A 15134-nucleotide genomic window follows, 5' to 3' on the forward strand; every position below is an offset into this window, starting at 1 on the left:
CCACCCCCGGGGGCGGCGCGCCGGAGATTATTGCTTGCCGACGGTCGCGGTGAACGCGCCGTTGTTGCCGTTGTTGATCACCTCATTGTCGCCGAGGCTGACCATCGCACCGCCGCTGACCGAACGCACGCCAAAGGCGCTGTTCTGCGAAATCAGGTTACCGCTGGCATAAAGGCTTGCGCCGACGTCCTGCGCGACGATGCCGTTCTGGCCGCCGCTGATCACATTCTTGCTGATCACCGCATCGACGACATTGCCGGTCGGAACCTTCGCGAAGATCGCGCTGGCCGAGTCGGTGAACACGCTGTTCGTCAGCGTGGCCTTCACCGTCACGCCGGTGAAACCGGTCGTGTCGAAACGCACCGCCGTGCCGGCGATGTCGCTGGCCTGGAGATTGTTGATCGCGACCTTCGCGGCGACATTGTTCCCCGGCTGCACCAGGATGCCGCCCGACCCGTTGCCGACGCCGTTCTTGACCAGCGTGACATTGTCGATGACCAGCGAGGTCGTGGCGGTGGTCGGCGTGAAGGTGACGCCATAGCTCGTCGCGCCACGGAAACCGCGAATCGTCATATTGCGCAGGTGCACATTGGCCGCGCTATTGATGCGCACGCCGTTGGTTCCCGTGTTGATCCCATCGATGTTGATGCCGCTGATCACGACATTGTCGGACGCGCCGGCGGCGATCGTGATGCCATTGGTACCGCTGGCGATGATCGTCGCATCGACATTGTCGCAGAGCAGCTTGATCGACTTGGTGATCGTCACCGTGCCAAAGCTGGCGGGGTCGAGGCAATTGATCTCACCGCCCGCTGCGGTCTTCGAAATCGAGCCTGCGAAAGTGCGACACGGCGCGGTCCGGCTGCACGGATTGACGTCGTCGCCGACGCCCGAAACCCAGGTCCGCGTCGCCTGTGCCGAGGCCGGCGTCGCCAGCGGAATGGCCAACAGCACCGCAAACGCCGCCCACAGCGCGCGTATAGTATATCTGGTCATAAACACCCCCAATGATCGCCCGGTCGCCTGTCGGCCCAAGGCCGCGCGATCCGAACAAGTCCCACCCAAATGCTGCGATCGATCCGGAAAAGCGGTGCCTTTCGTGCCGCCCCTTCCCGATCGCGCACGAAGATTCGCCGGCTTCGGTGAAGCGGCGGTCTCCCCGGCGCGAACATGACAGGATCGGACATGGCTAGCAAGCGCTTAACCATGCGAGCGAAAACGGACGGGGACGCGCTATCTCGCTCTTTTCGCGGACTCTTGTCGCCGAGGCACGCTTTGCGTGCCGCAGGGGGGTTGCAACATCATCGCGCCGTCGCTAGGGGCGTCTGCCTCAGCGAGGAGAGTTGGCTGAGTGGTCGAAAGCGTCGCACTCGAAATGCGAAGTGCCGGCAACGGTACCGAGGGTTCGAATCCCTCACTCTCCTCCATTTTCCCGTTATCGACCAACGGTGAGGCCGCGGGCCGCTTCGAAGGATCTTCGGAGCGGCCGCGGGGCTTCAGAGCGTTGGTGCGACGATCGTCGGGGCGATGAGCGGCGCGGCGATCAGCCCGACGACCAGCCCGACCACCAGGAACAGCGCGATCGCGGCGATCACCACGACGACCGTATAGCCGACCGCCTTATCCTGCGGCACCTTCATCAGGATCGGCAGGCCCAGATAGAGCAGATACAGGCTGTAAAGCCCCACGATCCCCAGGACCGCCAGCGACGGCACAATGCCGAAGATTCCGGCGAGCCAGGCGGCCGTGGCCGAATAAGCCGCAACCTTCAACGCCTGGATCTGGTTCTTCTGGCCGCCGAAATTGGGCGCCAGCCCGTCGATGATCAGCGCCAGCACGAACGTGGTCGCAAGCGTCATGCCATAGGACAGGATGGACGACACCAGCGCGCCGACGAGCGGCGGGCGAAAGGTCATGCCCAAAATGCCGATGCCGAACACCTGTCCGCCGATGAACTGCGCGACCGGACCGATCGCAGCGAGGACCAGCACATAGGGCATATAGATCGACTGGGTGGTCGCCGGCTCGGTGTCGATCGCGGCCCAGGTCTCGCTCGGCTTCAGGATGATGTCCTTGGCACGCTGGACGATTCCCGCGGCCGGCGTGCCGGGGGGGATGGGTTCGCCAAAAGGTGTTTCGTTCATGCTATGCCTTTCCCTGGTTGCCAGGGACGGCCCCGAAACCCGAGCGGATCCGGGTACGCGTCCCGGGAGCACAGTAGCTCAACTTGCCGACGCCTCTGTAACCGTCGTCACAGCCGGGATTCGGCAGGCCAAGTGTAACGGGCTTGAAACAAGAGGGAATAGCCATAGATAGAGGCGATGATGTCCGAATCTCCCATGGAATTCCCTGCCAGCGCCCCGAAGGCCGTCGTCGCCCCGCTGATCGAGCGCGCGCGCTTCGCGCCGGGCGATATCGTGCGTCACCGCCTGTTCGATTTCCGCGGCGTCGTCTTCGACATCGACCCCGTCTTTTCGAACAGCGACGAATGGTATGACGCGATTCCCGAGGGCATGCGCCCGGCGAAGGAGCAGCCCTTCTACCACCTGCTCGCCGAAAACGAGGATTCGTCCTATATCGCCTATGTCAGCCAGCAGAATCTCGTCGCCGACGGCGAGCATGGTCCGGTCGACCATCCGCAGATCGACGCGATGTTCGAATGGCTCGACCAGGGCGGCTATCGCCTCCGCGCGATCCACCGCCACTGAGGCAGGCGGTTACGCCTTCAGCTTCCAGCCCGACGCCAGCAGGCGATAGGTCACAACGCCCAGCGCGACATTGACCCCGACGAGCACGAGAATCGCGGTCAGCACCGGGTTCGTGATCGTCGAATCGACGGTGCCGATGAACCCGTAGCGGAACCCCATGATCGCATAATAGACCGGGTTCGCATGCGCCACGGACTGGAAGGCCGGCGCCAGCCGGTCGATCGCATAGAAAGTGCCCGAGAGCAGCGCGAGCGGGGTGACGACAAAATTGGTCACCGCGGCGGCATGGTCGAACTTCTCGGCCCACACCGAAGTGATCAGGCCGAGGAAACCGAGCATCGAAGCCCCCAGCACGCCGAACACCGCGACCGCCCACAAATGGTCGGGCACGACATGGACGTTCGGCCACAGCAGCATCGCGAGCCACAGCGCGCATCCGACCAGGATCGCCCGCGTCACCGCCGCGCCGATCAGCGCGATGATCAATTCGCCGACGGCGAGCGGCGGCATCAGATAGTCGACGATCGTCCCCTGGATCTTGCCGACGAGCAGAGAAAAGGAGCTATTGGCAAAGCTGTTCTGCAGCATCGCCATCATGATCAGCCCCGGCGCGACGAAATCGGCGAAGGGCACGCCGATGACGGTGCGCCCCGCCCCGCCCAGCGCGACGGTGAATATCACCAGAAAAAGAAGCGTGGTGATCGCCGGCGCCCAGATTGTTTGCAGCTGCACCTTGAAAAAGCGCCGCACCTCTTTGACATATAGGGCCTGCATGCCGGGCACGTTGAGCGTCCGGATATGCGGGACGCCCGGCTCCGCAAAGCGCGGGGTCGCGGCGAATTCTCCCGACATGGTGCCCGAGTCGGGGCGCGAAATTTGGGGCTGGTCGTTCATGGCGTTCTCGCCTATCGCCTCCCCGACTTTCCCGCAAGCTGGGCAACGACGGCCGCGTTCCGCAGGGGACCGCCGGACCGCCCGCACGGCGGAATGATAAGGATTTGAAGAATGTCTTGGACCGACGAGCGCATCGAGAGCCTGCGCAACATGTGGGAAAAGGGGCTGACCGCCAGCCAGATCGCCGACGAACTCGGCGGAGTCAGCCGCAACGCGGTGATCGGCAAGGCGCATCGCCTGGGCCTGAAATCGCGCCCCTCGCCGGTGAAGGCGACCGAAAAGGCAAAGCCGGCAAAGGTCGCCGCACCGGTGGCTCCCAAGCCTGCGGCACCGCCGCCCGCGCCGCGCGCCGCGGCGCCGGCTCCCGTGCGCCCGGTCGCGCCCGTGCGCCCCGAACCGCAGCCCGCCCCCCAAACGGAGTCGGATGACGAAAGCGGCGTCGACGCCGCACCGCGCAAGCCCGACGCACCGCGTATCGTCTCGATTGGCCCCGGCGGCTTCATCCGCCAGGGTCCCGGCGACCAGCAGGCGCCGATTCCGCCCGCGCCGCCGCGCCGTCTGGTGCCCGCGAAGCCGAGCCCCGAGATCGCCGGCAAGACCACGTTGCTCGACCTCAACGACCGCATCTGCCGCTGGCCGATGGGGCACCCGGGCGAACCCGACTTCCATTTCTGCGGCGTCGCCGTGAACCCGGGCTTCCCCTATTGCGTCGAGCATTGCGGCCGCGCCTATCAGGCGCAGCTGCCGCGCGGCACCCGCCGCCCGCCGCCGCCGCCGCCGTTCGGAGGCCCCCGGGTCCGTTGAGGGGCGTCCGTTGAGGCCGTTCGAGCAGGATTTCGATTTCGCGCGCGCGCTCGGCATGAAAATGATCGAGCGCGGCGACGGGCGCTGCACGATGGCGATCGACATCAATGCAAAGCAGCATTTCAGCCCGCAACGCGCGGCGCACGGCGGCGTCGCCTATAGTCTCGCGGATTCGGCGATGGGCGGAGCGCTGACCAGCCTCCTGCCCGACGATTATTGGTGTGCGACGCTCGAGATCAAGTTCAACTATCATGTTCGGGTCGGCGAAGGCAGGCTGACCTGCGAGGCTGCGGTACTCCACCGCGGCAAGCGCATCGCCAACATCGAAGCGCGCCTCTACCAGGACGAGCGTCTGGTCAGCAGCGCCAACGGCAGCTTCGCGATTTTTCCGGCGCCTGGCGCCCGATCGTAAAAAGGCGCCGAACCTGTCGCAGGTCCGGCGCCTTCCTTTAAATCTTCCGCGGGTACCAACCGTTTAGAAGCGGAAGTTCAAACTCGCACGCACGCTATGCGTCCGGAAATGGTCGTCGCTGCGCTTGATGTCGGTACCCGGACCGTTCTGCAGGAACGGATTGGTCGCCGCCGCGGTTCCCGGCCCGACATTGACGACAAAATCATCGTCCTGGATGTCGGTGTAGAGATATTCGAGGCCGAGCGAGACATTCTTGGTCAGCATCGCCTCGGCACCGCCGCCCGCGACATAGCCCCAGCCGTTGGTGCGGCCGTTGTCGGCGAAGCTGTTCACGCTGTTCGTCGTCGAAAAGCGATTGTCGAGCTTGGCATAGGCGCCGCCGCCGGTCGCATAGAACAGCACGCCGCCGCCGGGGGTATAGCCGGCACGCAGCCGCGCATTGGCCTGGTAGTCGGCCGAGCGCGAGAAGCGATAGGCAGCGGGGGTCGTCGAGAAGCCCGACACGCTGTCCTTGGCTTCGCTACGTCCACCTTCGAGGACCGCACCGATCACGATATTGCCCATGCGCCGGTCATAACCAAGCTTGCCGAAATATTCGAAACCGTCCTTGTCGTTCCGGCAATTGCCGTTTGCCGTGCCGGTCGGCGAGCCGCCGCAGAATCCGGGCGAAAAGGCGTTGGCGCCGCCCGACGTATTGACATTTTCGCCATAGGTGCCGTCCTGGTTGGTGTCGAAGACGAAGGTTTCGCGACCATCGTTCGGCTGAACGGTATAACCGCCGGTGACGCCGACATAGGGACCGTTGAAATCCTGCGAGGTGTCGCGACCGCTTTGAGCGAACGCCGGGGTCGCCATTGCGGCCACGGCCGCCGTGGCGGCGAGGAGAGAGAGGGTTTTCATTTTTTGCTCCGCTTTTTGAATGACTTTGCGTCGACGGAGAAACCTTCCCCTTCCCCCCGAAGTTCCTCATGCTGCCGAAAATCGGACGAAGCGAGTGCGCCGGGCGATGGCCGAACGGCGCGACAACCGCCCTTGCCAGCGCCCTTCGCGCCCTCCTATAGCAGGGCCATGAGTCACGATTTGTTCGACGGCAACACGCCCGCCACCGACAGCTACAACGCCTCGCAGATCGAGGTGCTCGAAGGGCTCGAACCCGTGCGCCGCCGCCCCGGCATGTACATTGGCGGCACCGACGAACGCGCGCTCCACCATCTCGCCGCCGAAGTGATCGACAACAGCATGGACGAGGCGGTCGCCGGCCATGCCAACCGCATCGAAGTCACGCTCGACGCGGGCAATCGCCTGACCGTGGTCGACAACGGCCGCGGCATGCCCGTCGATCCGCACCCCAAATTCCCCGGCAAGTCGGCGCTCGAGGTCATCATGACCATGCTCCATTCGGGCGGCAAGTTCGAGGGCAAGGCCTATGCGACCTCGGGCGGCCTGCACGGCGTCGGGGTCAGCGTCGTCAACGCGCTGTCGGCCGACACGGTGATCGAGGTCGCGCGCAACAAATTGCTGTACCGCCAGCGTTTTTCACGGGGTGCGCCGCAGGGCGGACTCGAAGAACTCGGCCCCACCCCCAACCGGCGCGGCACCAGCGTATCGTTCATCCCCGATCCTGAAATCTTCGGCGACCACGGGCGTTTCAAGCCGCAGCGCCTCTATCGCATGGCGCGCTCGAAAGCCTATCTGTTTGCCGGGGTGGAAATCCGCTGGAAATGCGCCCCCGAACTGATCGGCGACGACACCCCCGCCGAAGCGGTGTTCCAGTTCCCCGGCGGCCTCGCCGACCATCTGAAGGAACAGATCGGTACCCGCGAATGCGCGACCGCCGAGCCTTTTATCGGACGCCAGGACTTTCCGGGCGATCAGGGCCGCGCCGAATGGGCGATCGCCTGGCCTTTGTGGTCCGACGGGTCGTACAGCTGGTATTGCAACACCATCCCGACCCCCGCCGGCGGCACCCACGAAGCCGGGCTGCGCTCGGCGCTGACCAAGGGGCTCCGCGGTTTCGGCGAGTTGATCGGGCAGAAGAAGGCGGCGCAGATCACCGCCGAGGACGTCTTCAATGGCGGCGAGATGATGCTCTCGGTCTTCATCCGCGATCCGCAGTTCCAGAGCCAGACCAAGGACCGGCTGTCGAGTCCCGAAGCGGCGCGCCTCACCGAAAATGCGGTGCGCGACCATTTCGACCATTTCCTGTCGGACAATATGGACCGGGGCCGCGCGCTGCTGGGCCTCATCCTCGAACGCATGGACGAGCGCCTGAAGCGCAAGGCCGAGCGCGAAGTGAAACGCAAGACCGCGACCAGCGGCCGCAAGCTCCGCCTGCCGGGCAAGCTTACCGACTGCGCCAATGACGGTCCCGAAGGCACCGAATTGTTCATCGTCGAGGGCGACAGCGCGGGCGGCAGCGCCAAACAGGCGCGCAACCGCAAGACGCAGGCGATCCTGCCGATCCGCGGCAAGATCCTCAATGTCGCGAGCGCCAGCAACGACAAGATCCGCGCCAACACCGAAATCGCCGACCTTGCGCTCGCGCTCGGCTGCGGGATGCGCAAGGACTGCGATTCCGACCGGCTGCGCTACGAAAAGATCGTCATCATGACCGACGCCGACGTCGACGGCGCGCATATCGCGACCTTGCTGATGACCTTCTTCTTTCAGGAAATGCCCGACATCGTGCGCAACGGCCATGTCTATCTGGCGCAGCCGCCGCTCTATCGCCTGACCGCGGGCAATGTGACCGCCTATGCCCGCGACGACGCGCACCGCGCCGAACTCGAAGCAACGCAGTTCAAGGGCAAGAAGGTCGACGTCGGCCGCTTCAAGGGCTTGGGAGAAATGAACCCCAACCAGTTGAAAGAAACGACGATGGATCCCGCGACCCGCTCGATGCTGCGCGTCACGCTGCCGCAGGAATATGAGGAACGCCATCTGGTCAAAGACCTCGTCGACCGGCTGATGGGCAAGCATCCCGAGCACCGCTTCCAGTTCATCCAGGCCAATGCCGCGACCCTCGACGAGGCGGCGATCGACGCCTGACGAAATAAATTTCACCCCTCCCGTCAGAAATTTCCGTCGCGGCCGACTAAAAGACCATGCGACACGAAAGACGGGAGATCGGCGTGGACCAATCCGGACGGGACAGGCTCTTTACGGATGCGATGGCGCGCTTCGGCCCGGCGCTCGCCCGCATGGCGCGCGGCTATGAAGCCGACCCCGACCTGCGCCGCGATCTCGAACAGGATATGCAGGTCGCACTGTGGCGAAGCTTCGCCAATTTCGACGGGCGCTGTTCGCTGAGCACCTGGGTCTGGCGCGTCGCGCACAATCGTGCGACCTCGCACATGCTGGCACACCGCCGCCGCAACGCCCGCGGCTGGATGAGCATCGAGGATGTCGACCTCGCGACCGACGCCCCCTCCCCTTTCGACGCGACGGAAAGTGATCGGGCGATGGCGCTGATCCTGTCGATCATCGACCGCCTCGACCCGCCCGACCGCCAGATATTGCTGCTCTATCTCGAGGGGATAGCAAGCGCGGAGATTGGCGAGGTGACCGGCGTTTCGCCAGACTCCGTGACGACCAAGATCCACCGCTTCAAAACCATGCTCACGCGCCGCTTCGCGCCAGGAGGTGCCGTATGACCGATTTTTCCGACGACGCCCGCCTGCACGGGCTTTGGCAGGGCGGCGACGCCGCCCTCGCCCCGCTGCCGCTCGACGAGATCAAGCGCCGTGCGGCGCGGTTCGGCGATATCGTCCGGCGCCGCAACCGCCGCGAATATATCGCCGCCGCGATCGTGCTCGCGGGCTTCTCGCTCTACGCCATCATCCTGCCCGGCGCGCTGCTCAAGATCGGCAGCCTGCTGGTCATCGCCGGCGTGCTGGTCGTCGTCTGGCAACTGGCGCGCCGCACCTCGCGCCCCGACCCGGACGCCGAGGCGGCCGACGTTCGGGCCTTCTACCGCGCCCGGCTGGTCCGCGAGGAACATATGCTCGCGCGGGTTGGCCTTTGGTATCTCGCGCCGCTGCTTCCCGGCCTGCTGACCTTCATGGCAGGCGAGGCGATATTGCTCGGCCGGACCGATGCGCTCGGCCTCACGCTGTTCCTCGTGCTTCCGCTGCTGCTTTTTGCCGGCATCTGGTTGCTCAACCACCGCGCCGCCGCCATGCTCCGCGCCCGGATCGACCGGATCGACCGCGCGGCCACGCCAGGAGACTCCGAATGAAGCCCATGCTGACCGCCCTGCTCGCTGCGACGCTGATCGCCCCGTCGGCCGTGTCTTATGCCCAGCCGCCCGAAACGGCCGCCGCCGCCATCGCCTTTGACAAGCACGCTGCGCAGCTCGTCGACCTGCTCGCAGGGCGCATCGCCTATGCCGACTATTTCGACCCGTCCTTCCAGACCGCAGTGCCCGAGGCGCAGTTCCAGGCGATCACCGCCAGCCTGATCGCCCAATATGGCCCCCCGGTAGCCGTCGACAGCGCCACATCGGCCAATGGCCGCGCCGGAACGGTGATGCTCCGCTTCGAAAAGGGCGTCGGCACGATCGCGCTCGAAGTCGGCGCCGGCGAGGGCGCCCGCGTCACCGGGCTGCGGATCACCGGCTTCACCATGGCGGGCGACAGTTTCGACCGTGTAACAAGCGAGATCGCCGCGCTCCCCGGCGCCACCGGCTTCCTCGTCGCCGAACTCGACGGCGCGACGATCAGGCCCATCGCCGCCACGCAGCCCGACCGGCAATTCGCGATCGGCTCGACCTTCAAGCTCTACATTCTCGACGAACTGGCGGCCCAGGTCGCCGCCGGCCAGCGCAAATGGTCCGACGTCGTGCCGCTGTCGCACTTCAGCTTTTCGTCGAGCGCGACCGGCAACTGGCCGAAAGACACCCCGGTGACGCTCCAGACGCTCGCCAACTGGATGATCTCGGTCAGCGACAATGGCGCCACCGACACGCTGATCCACCTGCTCGGCCGCGAGAGGATCGAGGCGCGGATGCGCGGCACCGGCCACAGCGACCCGTCGCGTAACATCCCCTTCCTGACCACGGTCGAGGCCTTCGCGCTCAAGGGCGACAATTTCGCCGCCGAACGCACCGCCTTCGTCGCCGCCGACGACAAGGCGCAGCGCAAACTCATCGAAACGAACAAGGACCGGCTGACCCTCGCCAACGTCGATGGCGTCAGCTTCAGCGGCGGCCCGCGCTTCATCCACAGCCTCGAATGGTTCGCCAGCCCCACCGACATCGCCCGCGCCTTCATCGACCTGCGCGCGCGCCAGTCGGATACGACGATGGCAGCGATGGCGATCAACAACGGCGTCGGCCCCGGCGCGGCGAAGGGCTGGTCCTATCTCGGCTACAAGGGCGGCTCCGAGCTTGGTGTGCTGTCGATGAGCCTGCTCGGCCAGCGCGAGGCCGACGGCAAATGGGTCGTCGTCACGATGAGCTGGAACAACCCCGACGCGGCGGTCTCGACCGAAACGATCGCCGGGCTGGTCACGCGGCTGCTCGCGCTCGCCGCCAAATAACCGTCAGGCCGTCAGCGCCGCGACCAGCGCCTTGACCTTCGCCTGCCGCCACTGCGGCGTCGGCGCGACCAGCCAGTAACCGCGCTTCACGGCAAAGGCCTCGCGCACCAGCCGCACCCGGCCCGAGGCGATATCGGCCTCGGCGAGCATCGCGGGGACGTTCGCCTGTCCCAGCCCGTTGGCGGCGGCGTCGATCGCCAGCCCCGCATCGCCCAGCCGCAGCGCGGGTTCGCCGTCGTCGACCGGGCAACCCGGCCAGGCGATCCGCGTGTCGCTCGCGCTGCCCGGCCCAGCGACAGTCACCATCATCGCCTCGGCCAGCGCGACGCCCTCATGATCGCCCGTGCCGTCGCTCCAGAAGATCGCGAGGTCGAGGTTGGCTTCGGTGAAATCGATCCCGCCGTCCGCCGACACCAGGGTAAAGCGCACATCGGGCGCCTGCTGGCTGTAACGCGCGAGCCGCGGTGCCAGCCATTTGGCGGTCAGGTCCCGCGGCGCGGCGATCGTCAGCGACTGCGACGATTGCCCCGCCTGCATCGCGCGCACCGATTCCTCGAACTGCAGGAACCCCTGGCGCAGCGCGTCTAGTCCGGCATCGGCTTCGCCGGTCAGTTCCAGCCCCTTGGGCGTGCGGCGGAACAGCACCACGCCCAGCATATCCTCGAGCGCGCGAATCTGCTGGCCGACTGCGGCGGGGGTCACCGCCAGCTCGTCGGCGGCGCGGGTGAAGCTCAGGTGGCGGGCCGCTGCATCGAATACGCGCAGCGCGTTGAGCGGCAAATGGGTGCGTTTCATGGGGCGGTCGCAGGCATCTTCAGGGCGAATTGGGGGATCGCGATCAGCATATGTCCGCCGTCGGCGCCCTCCATGTCGTAACTGCCGATCATCGATCCCTCCGGGGTCGGCAACGGGCATCCCGAAACATAGTCGAACGCACCGCCCGGCTGGATGATCGGCTGCTCGCCGACCACGCCTTCGCCCTCGACCTCGCTGACCTGTCCGCGCCCGTCGACGATGCGCCAATGGCGGTTGATCAGTTGCACGGCGGTGTCCCCATGGTTTTCGATGCGGACATGATAGGCCCAGAACCAGCGCCCCAGCGACGGGTGCGACTGTTCGGGCAGATAGCTGACCGCCACCCGCACCGTCACCGCGCCGGTCGTTTCCGCATAGGGAAAGAAGGAGTCGATCATCGTCACGCCGTCAAAATCGCCTAAAGCCCGACCTTGGTCAATGCCTGGTCCAGATCGGCGATCAGGTCGCGCGGATCCTCCAGCCCGATATTGATCCGCAACATGCCTTCGACGACGCCCATATCGGCGCGCGCCTCGGCGCTGACGCCATAATGGGTGGTCGAGGCGGGATGGCAGCACAGGCTGCGCGAATCGCCGATATTGTTCGAAATATCGACCAGTTCCAGCGCGTTGAGAAATCCCATCGCCTGTTCGCGGCCTTCGAGGACGAACGAGAAGATCGGCCCGCACGCGTCCATCTGGCTCATCGCCAGATTATGCTGCGGATGGCTCGCCAGTCCGGGGTGCAACATCCTGGTCACCCGCTTTTCGATCGACTTGCCGACCGCCAGCGCATTTTCGGACTGGCGCCGCGCGCGCAGGTCGAGCGTTTCGAGCCCCTTCAGCACCACCCAGGCGTTGAACGGCGACAGGTTCGGCCCGGTGTTGCGCTGGAACGGCAGCAGCACCTCGTTGATGAACTTCTCGGTCCCGCACACCGCGCCGGCGAGCACACGGCCCTGCCCTTCCATCAGCTTGGTCGCCGAATAGGCGACAACATCGGCGCCGAAATCCATCGGGCGCTGCAGCACCGCGGTCGCGAACGCATTGTCGACGACGCTGGTGATCCCGTGCGCTTTCGCGACGGCGCAGACATGCTTCATGTCGACGATGTCCATCGTCGGATTGGCGGGCGTCTCAAAGAAAAAGACCTTGGTGTTCGGCTTGATCGCCTTTTCCCAGGCGTCATTGTCGCGCCCGTCGATCACCGTCGTCTCGATGCCGAAGCGCGGACAGAGATGGTCGATCAGCCAGCGGCACGACCCGAACGCCGCCTTCGCCGCGACGATATGGTCGCCCGCCGACAGCTGGCACAGCAGTGCCGTGGTCATCGCCGCCATGCCGGTCGCCTGCGTCCGGCACGCCTCGGCGCCTTCCATCAGCGCGATCCGCTCCTCTAGCATCGCAACCGTCGGGTTCTGCAGCCGCGAATAGGTCATGCCCTGCGCTTCGCCGGCAAAGCGCGCCGCCACTTCCTCGGCGCTGTCATAGGTATAGCCCGAGGTCAGGAACAGCGCCTCCGACGTCTCGCCATGCTCGCTGCGCCAGGTGCCGCCGCGCACCGCTTGCGTCGCGGGATGCCAGTTGCGCGTCGTGTCGCGATCGAAACCCGTTGTCTTTTTCATCTGCCTTATCCGTTCAAAACCGCCACGACCGCGTCACCCAGCGCCACCGTGGTCATATTGCCGCCCAGGTCGGCGCCGCGGCAGCCGTCCGCCAGCACTTGTCCCACCGCTGCCTCGATCCGCGCCGCGCTGGCCTCGTCGCCGCCCGAATGGCGCAGCAGCATCGCCAGCGACAATATCATTGCCAGCGGGTTGGCTATGCCCTTGCCGGCAATGTCGGGGGCGCTGCCGTGGATCGGCTCGTACAGCCCCTGCTTGCCTTCGCTCAGCGAGGCCGAGGCGAGCAGCCCGATCGACCCGACGCACATCGATGCCTGGTCCGACAAGATGTCGCCGAACAGATTGCCGGTGACGACGACGTCGAACTGCCCGGGATTGCGCACCAGCTGCATCGCGGCATTGTCGACATACATATGGCTCAGCGTCACATCGGGGTATTCCGCCGCCACCTCGATCACGACATCGCGCCACAGCTGCGAGGTTTCGAGCACATTGGCCTTGTCGACCGAGCAGAGCCGCTTCTGGCGTCCCTGCGTCGCGCGGAACGCGACATGCGCGATGCGCCGCACTTCGCTCTCGCTGTACGACATGATGTCATAGCCTTCACGCTCGCCGCTGGCGGTGGTGCGGGTGCCCTTCTCGCCGAAATAGACGTCGCCGTTGAGCTCGCGCACGATCAGCAGGTCGATCGCCGCGGCGACCTCGGGACGCAGCGCCGAACTGTCTTCCAGCCCCGCGAACAGCTTCGCGGGCCGCAGATTGGCGAACAGCCCGAGTTCGGAGCGCAGCCCCAAAATCGCCTGCTCGGGCCGCAGATGGCGCTCGACGCTATCGAAGCGCGGGTCGCCGACCGCCCCGAACAGGATCGCGTCGCTGGCCTTCGCCTTGGCCAGCGTTTCCGCCGGCAGCGGATGGCCGGTCGCTTCATAGGCGGCACCACCGACGAGCGCGCGGTCGAGCGTCACCGGAAGCGCGAGCGCGGCGAGCACCTTCTCGGCCTCCGCCATGATTTCCGGACCGATACCATCGCCAGCCAGCAGCAGGATATTCAATGCGTCGCCCTTTCGTGTCTCGCGAGCCGCTTAGGCAGCGAGCGCGCGCGACGCAACCGTCGCGTTGGCGGAGCACCGCCGGGCCTTCTTGTTCCTTATCCCGGACTTGATCCGGGGCCTGCCTTGTCTTGAGGAGGAAACGGCGGGTGCCAGGTCAAGCCCGGCATGGCGAATGGGCTATGCAACTGCCCTGCCGAGCCGGTCGATCAGCCGCGCGCGTACGCCGAGCAGTTCGCGGTTGCGCCCCTCCAGCAGGTCGCGGTCGAGGAAATGCCCGGTGATCGCCAGCCCGTCTAGCACATCGCCCATCGCCTCGACCGCGCCTGCGCCTCGCAGGAACGCCGGAAGGCGAAGCAACCGCTCCTCATACCCGACCGCCGCCTCGACACACACCGCGCCGCCCGACTTCGGACTGACAAATGCCAGACCATTCCGTGACCCCGTCACCACGCATTCGTCGAGATCGAGCCCGAACCCCAGCTCGGCGAGCAGCAACAGCTCATACCGCGCCAGCGCCGCCGCCCATAGCCGCGCCGAAGGCGCCACCCCGATCGCATCGAGCAACCCCGACAGCGCATCGAAAAGCGCCGGGTAAGGCTGGCTCTCGGGCAGGATCGCCGCAGTCAGGCTCGTCACCCAGTCGATCGCCGCCGACGGCAGCGGTTCGGCCAGCAACGGCGCGCGGCTCGCCAGCAATTCGGCCGTCGCCCCCGCCAACTGCTCCTCGGTCCGCGCCCGCAGTTCGAGCGCGACCAGATTGCCCGGCATCAATATCGGGCGCAACCGCCGCGACCGCCCGCCGCGCACATAGCCCGCGACCAGCCCGGCCTCACGCGTTAGCGCGCGCAATATCGCGCCATGCTCGCCATGCGCGCGCACCGCGCAAACGATGGCTTCGGCGCTCAGGCTGGCCAAAGCACCAGCTGCGTCTGCGTCACCAGCGCGACATCGGCGCCTTCCTCGGTCCGAATGCGCGTCTGCCACACCGACACGCGCTTGCCGACCTTCACCGGGGTCGCTTCGCCGATCAGCACCGACCCGACCGGCCCGCCACCGAGGAAATTGGTCTTGCTCTCGATCGTCGTCGTGCCCGTGGCGCCCTCGGGCAGCGTCAGGAAAGCGCCGACCGCGCCAAGGCAATCGGCGAACGCCATGATCGCGCCACCATGGACAATGTTCCCAGCGGTGCAGATCTCCGCCCGCACCGGCAGCTTGCCCGCGACGCGCTCCTTAGTCCCTTCGTGGATCGTCACCCCGAGCGTCCCCGCCAGCGGCATCATCGCGCCAAAATCCATCGTCCCGCTCTC

The 15134-nt window shown here is 66.0% G+C and carries 17 protein-coding genes and 1 tRNA gene; 8 read left to right on the forward strand and 10 right to left on the reverse strand.

The annotated features are described in order from the left end of the window. Positions 1-27 precede the first annotated feature (27 nt). On the reverse strand, positions 28-996 hold the full coding sequence (locus EEB18_RS19180) for a hypothetical protein (RefSeq protein ID WP_187141424.1): 969 nt from the start codon (positions 994-996) through the stop codon (positions 28-30). A 341-nt stretch (positions 997-1337) separates the two neighbouring features. On the opposite strand from EEB18_RS19180, the gene EEB18_RS19185 reads away from it, so the two are divergent. Continuing rightward, a tRNA-Ser gene (locus EEB18_RS19185) sits at positions 1338-1427 on the forward strand. Between the two features lie 69 nt (positions 1428-1496). Here EEB18_RS19185 and EEB18_RS19190 read toward each other — a convergent pair. Next, positions 1497-2144, reverse strand: a complete 648-nt coding sequence (locus EEB18_RS19190; RefSeq protein ID WP_187141425.1) for a Yip1 family protein — start codon at positions 2142-2144, stop codon at positions 1497-1499. A gap of 180 nt (positions 2145-2324) precedes the next feature. Between EEB18_RS19190 and hspQ the strand changes: the two genes are divergently transcribed. Continuing rightward, the gene (hspQ, locus tag EEB18_RS19195; protein WP_082545292.1) at positions 2325-2708 is read left to right on the forward strand and encodes a heat shock protein HspQ; all 384 of its coding nucleotides are present in this window, start codon (positions 2325-2327) and stop codon (positions 2706-2708) included. A 9-nt stretch (positions 2709-2717) separates the two neighbouring features. On the opposite strand, the gene EEB18_RS19200 is transcribed toward hspQ, so the two are convergent. After that, entirely contained in the window at positions 2718-3602 is an 885-nt protein-coding gene (locus tag EEB18_RS19200; protein WP_187141426.1) for an ABC transporter permease, read from the reverse strand. 111 nt (positions 3603-3713) lie between these two features. Here EEB18_RS19200 and EEB18_RS19205 point away from each other — a divergent pair, with 111 nt between their 5' ends. Both EEB18_RS19205 and EEB18_RS19210 read left to right on the forward strand, forming a co-directional pair. Continuing rightward, complete coding sequence (locus tag EEB18_RS19205; protein ID WP_056351777.1) at positions 3714-4406, forward strand: GcrA family cell cycle regulator; 693 nt, start codon at positions 3714-3716, stop codon at positions 4404-4406. Between the two features lie 10 nt (positions 4407-4416). After that, positions 4417-4818: a PaaI family thioesterase gene (locus EEB18_RS19210; protein ID WP_187141427.1), complete on the forward strand. Its 402-nt coding sequence runs from the start codon at positions 4417-4419 to the stop codon at positions 4816-4818. 63 nt (positions 4819-4881) lie between these two features. Here EEB18_RS19210 and EEB18_RS19215 read toward each other — a convergent pair whose 3' ends face one another. Next, entirely contained in the window at positions 4882-5718 is an 837-nt protein-coding gene (locus tag EEB18_RS19215) for an outer membrane protein (RefSeq protein ID WP_056351783.1), read from the reverse strand. A gap of 168 nt (positions 5719-5886) precedes the next feature. On the opposite strand from EEB18_RS19215, the gene parE reads away from it, so the two are divergent. The 4 genes from parE (at position 5887) to EEB18_RS19235 (ending at position 10356) form a co-directional block, all read left to right on the forward strand. Further along, entirely contained in the window at positions 5887-7866 is a 1980-nt protein-coding gene (parE, locus tag EEB18_RS19220) for a DNA topoisomerase IV subunit B (protein ID WP_056351787.1), read from the forward strand. Between the two features lie 122 nt (positions 7867-7988). After that, on the forward strand, positions 7989-8471 hold the full coding sequence (locus tag EEB18_RS19225; protein ID WP_222943117.1) for an RNA polymerase sigma factor: 483 nt from the start codon (positions 7989-7991) through the stop codon (positions 8469-8471). Further along, entirely contained in the window at positions 8468-9055 is a 588-nt protein-coding gene (locus EEB18_RS19230) for a hypothetical protein (RefSeq protein WP_187141429.1), read from the forward strand. The genes EEB18_RS19225 and EEB18_RS19230 overlap by 4 nt, the downstream gene beginning before the upstream one ends. Next, positions 9052-10356, forward strand: coding sequence for a serine hydrolase (locus EEB18_RS19235; protein WP_187141430.1), 1305 nt, complete (start codon positions 9052-9054; stop codon positions 10354-10356). The genes EEB18_RS19230 and EEB18_RS19235 overlap by 4 nt, the downstream gene beginning before the upstream one ends. A 3-nt stretch (positions 10357-10359) precedes the next feature. Here EEB18_RS19235 and EEB18_RS19240 read toward each other — a convergent pair whose 3' ends face one another. From EEB18_RS19240 to EEB18_RS19265, 6 genes are all read right to left on the reverse strand, one after another. Beyond that, entirely contained in the window at positions 10360-11151 is a 792-nt protein-coding gene (locus tag EEB18_RS19240; protein ID WP_056351805.1) for a LysR family transcriptional regulator, read from the reverse strand. Then, complete coding sequence (apaG, locus tag EEB18_RS19245; protein WP_187141451.1) at positions 11148-11549, reverse strand: Co2+/Mg2+ efflux protein ApaG; 402 nt, start codon at positions 11547-11549, stop codon at positions 11148-11150. The genes EEB18_RS19240 and apaG overlap by 4 nt, the downstream gene beginning before the upstream one ends. Positions 11550-11569: 20 nt before the next feature. Next, positions 11570-12775: a trans-sulfuration enzyme family protein gene (locus tag EEB18_RS19250; protein ID WP_187141431.1), complete on the reverse strand. Its 1206-nt coding sequence runs from the start codon at positions 12773-12775 to the stop codon at positions 11570-11572. 5 nt (positions 12776-12780) lie between these two features. Next, positions 12781-13827 carry a 3-isopropylmalate dehydrogenase gene (gene leuB / locus EEB18_RS19255; protein WP_187141432.1) on the reverse strand — a complete coding sequence of 349 codons (1047 nt, stop codon included), beginning with the start codon at positions 13825-13827 and terminating at the stop codon, positions 12781-12783. A 177-nt stretch (positions 13828-14004) separates the two neighbouring features. Further along, positions 14005-14742: a DNA repair protein RecO gene (gene recO, locus EEB18_RS19260; protein ID WP_187141433.1), complete on the reverse strand. Its 738-nt coding sequence runs from the start codon at positions 14740-14742 to the stop codon at positions 14005-14007. Next, a complete protein-coding gene (locus EEB18_RS19265; RefSeq protein ID WP_187141434.1) occupies positions 14730-15122 on the reverse strand; it encodes a PaaI family thioesterase in 393 nt (130 codons plus the stop codon). Before EEB18_RS19265 ends, recO begins: the two co-directional genes overlap by 13 nt. Positions 15123-15134: the final 12 nt, after the last annotated feature.

Source organism: Sphingopyxis sp. OPL5, assembly GCF_003797775.2.
Taxonomy (GTDB): Bacteria; Pseudomonadota; Alphaproteobacteria; order Sphingomonadales; family Sphingomonadaceae; genus Sphingopyxis.

Bases quoted from the DNA above. Each gene is read 5' to 3' on its own strand.
- EEB18_RS19180 (WP_187141424.1), bottom strand. From the start codon at position 996: ATGACCAGATATACTATACGCGCGCTGTGGGCGGCGTTTGCGGTGCTG.
- EEB18_RS19190 (WP_187141425.1), bottom strand. From the start codon at position 2,144: ATGAACGAAACACCTTTTGGCGAACCCATCCCCCCCGGCACGCCGGCC.
- hspQ (WP_082545292.1), top strand. From the start codon at position 2,325: ATGTCCGAATCTCCCATGGAATTCCCTGCCAGCGCCCCGAAGGCCGTC.
- EEB18_RS19200 (WP_187141426.1), bottom strand. From the start codon at position 3,602: ATGAACGACCAGCCCCAAATTTCGCGCCCCGACTCGGGCACCATGTCG.
- EEB18_RS19205 (WP_056351777.1), top strand. From the start codon at position 3,714: ATGTCTTGGACCGACGAGCGCATCGAGAGCCTGCGCAACATGTGGGAA.
- EEB18_RS19215 (WP_056351783.1), bottom strand. From the start codon at position 5,718: ATGAAAACCCTCTCTCTCCTCGCCGCCACGGCGGCCGTGGCCGCAATG.
- parE (WP_056351787.1), top strand. From the start codon at position 5,887: ATGAGTCACGATTTGTTCGACGGCAACACGCCCGCCACCGACAGCTAC.
- EEB18_RS19225 (WP_222943117.1), top strand. From the start codon at position 7,989: ATGGCGCGCTTCGGCCCGGCGCTCGCCCGCATGGCGCGCGGCTATGAA.
- EEB18_RS19230 (WP_187141429.1), top strand. From the start codon at position 8,468: ATGACCGATTTTTCCGACGACGCCCGCCTGCACGGGCTTTGGCAGGGC.
- EEB18_RS19235 (WP_187141430.1), top strand. From the start codon at position 9,052: ATGAAGCCCATGCTGACCGCCCTGCTCGCTGCGACGCTGATCGCCCCG.
- EEB18_RS19240 (WP_056351805.1), bottom strand. From the start codon at position 11,151: ATGAAACGCACCCATTTGCCGCTCAACGCGCTGCGCGTATTCGATGCA.
- apaG (WP_187141451.1), bottom strand. From the start codon at position 11,549: ATGATCGACTCCTTCTTTCCCTATGCGGAAACGACCGGCGCGGTGACG.
- EEB18_RS19250 (WP_187141431.1), bottom strand. From the start codon at position 12,775: ATGAAAAAGACAACGGGTTTCGATCGCGACACGACGCGCAACTGGCAT.
- EEB18_RS19265 (WP_187141434.1), bottom strand. From the start codon at position 15,122: ATGGATTTTGGCGCGATGATGCCGCTGGCGGGGACGCTCGGGGTGACG.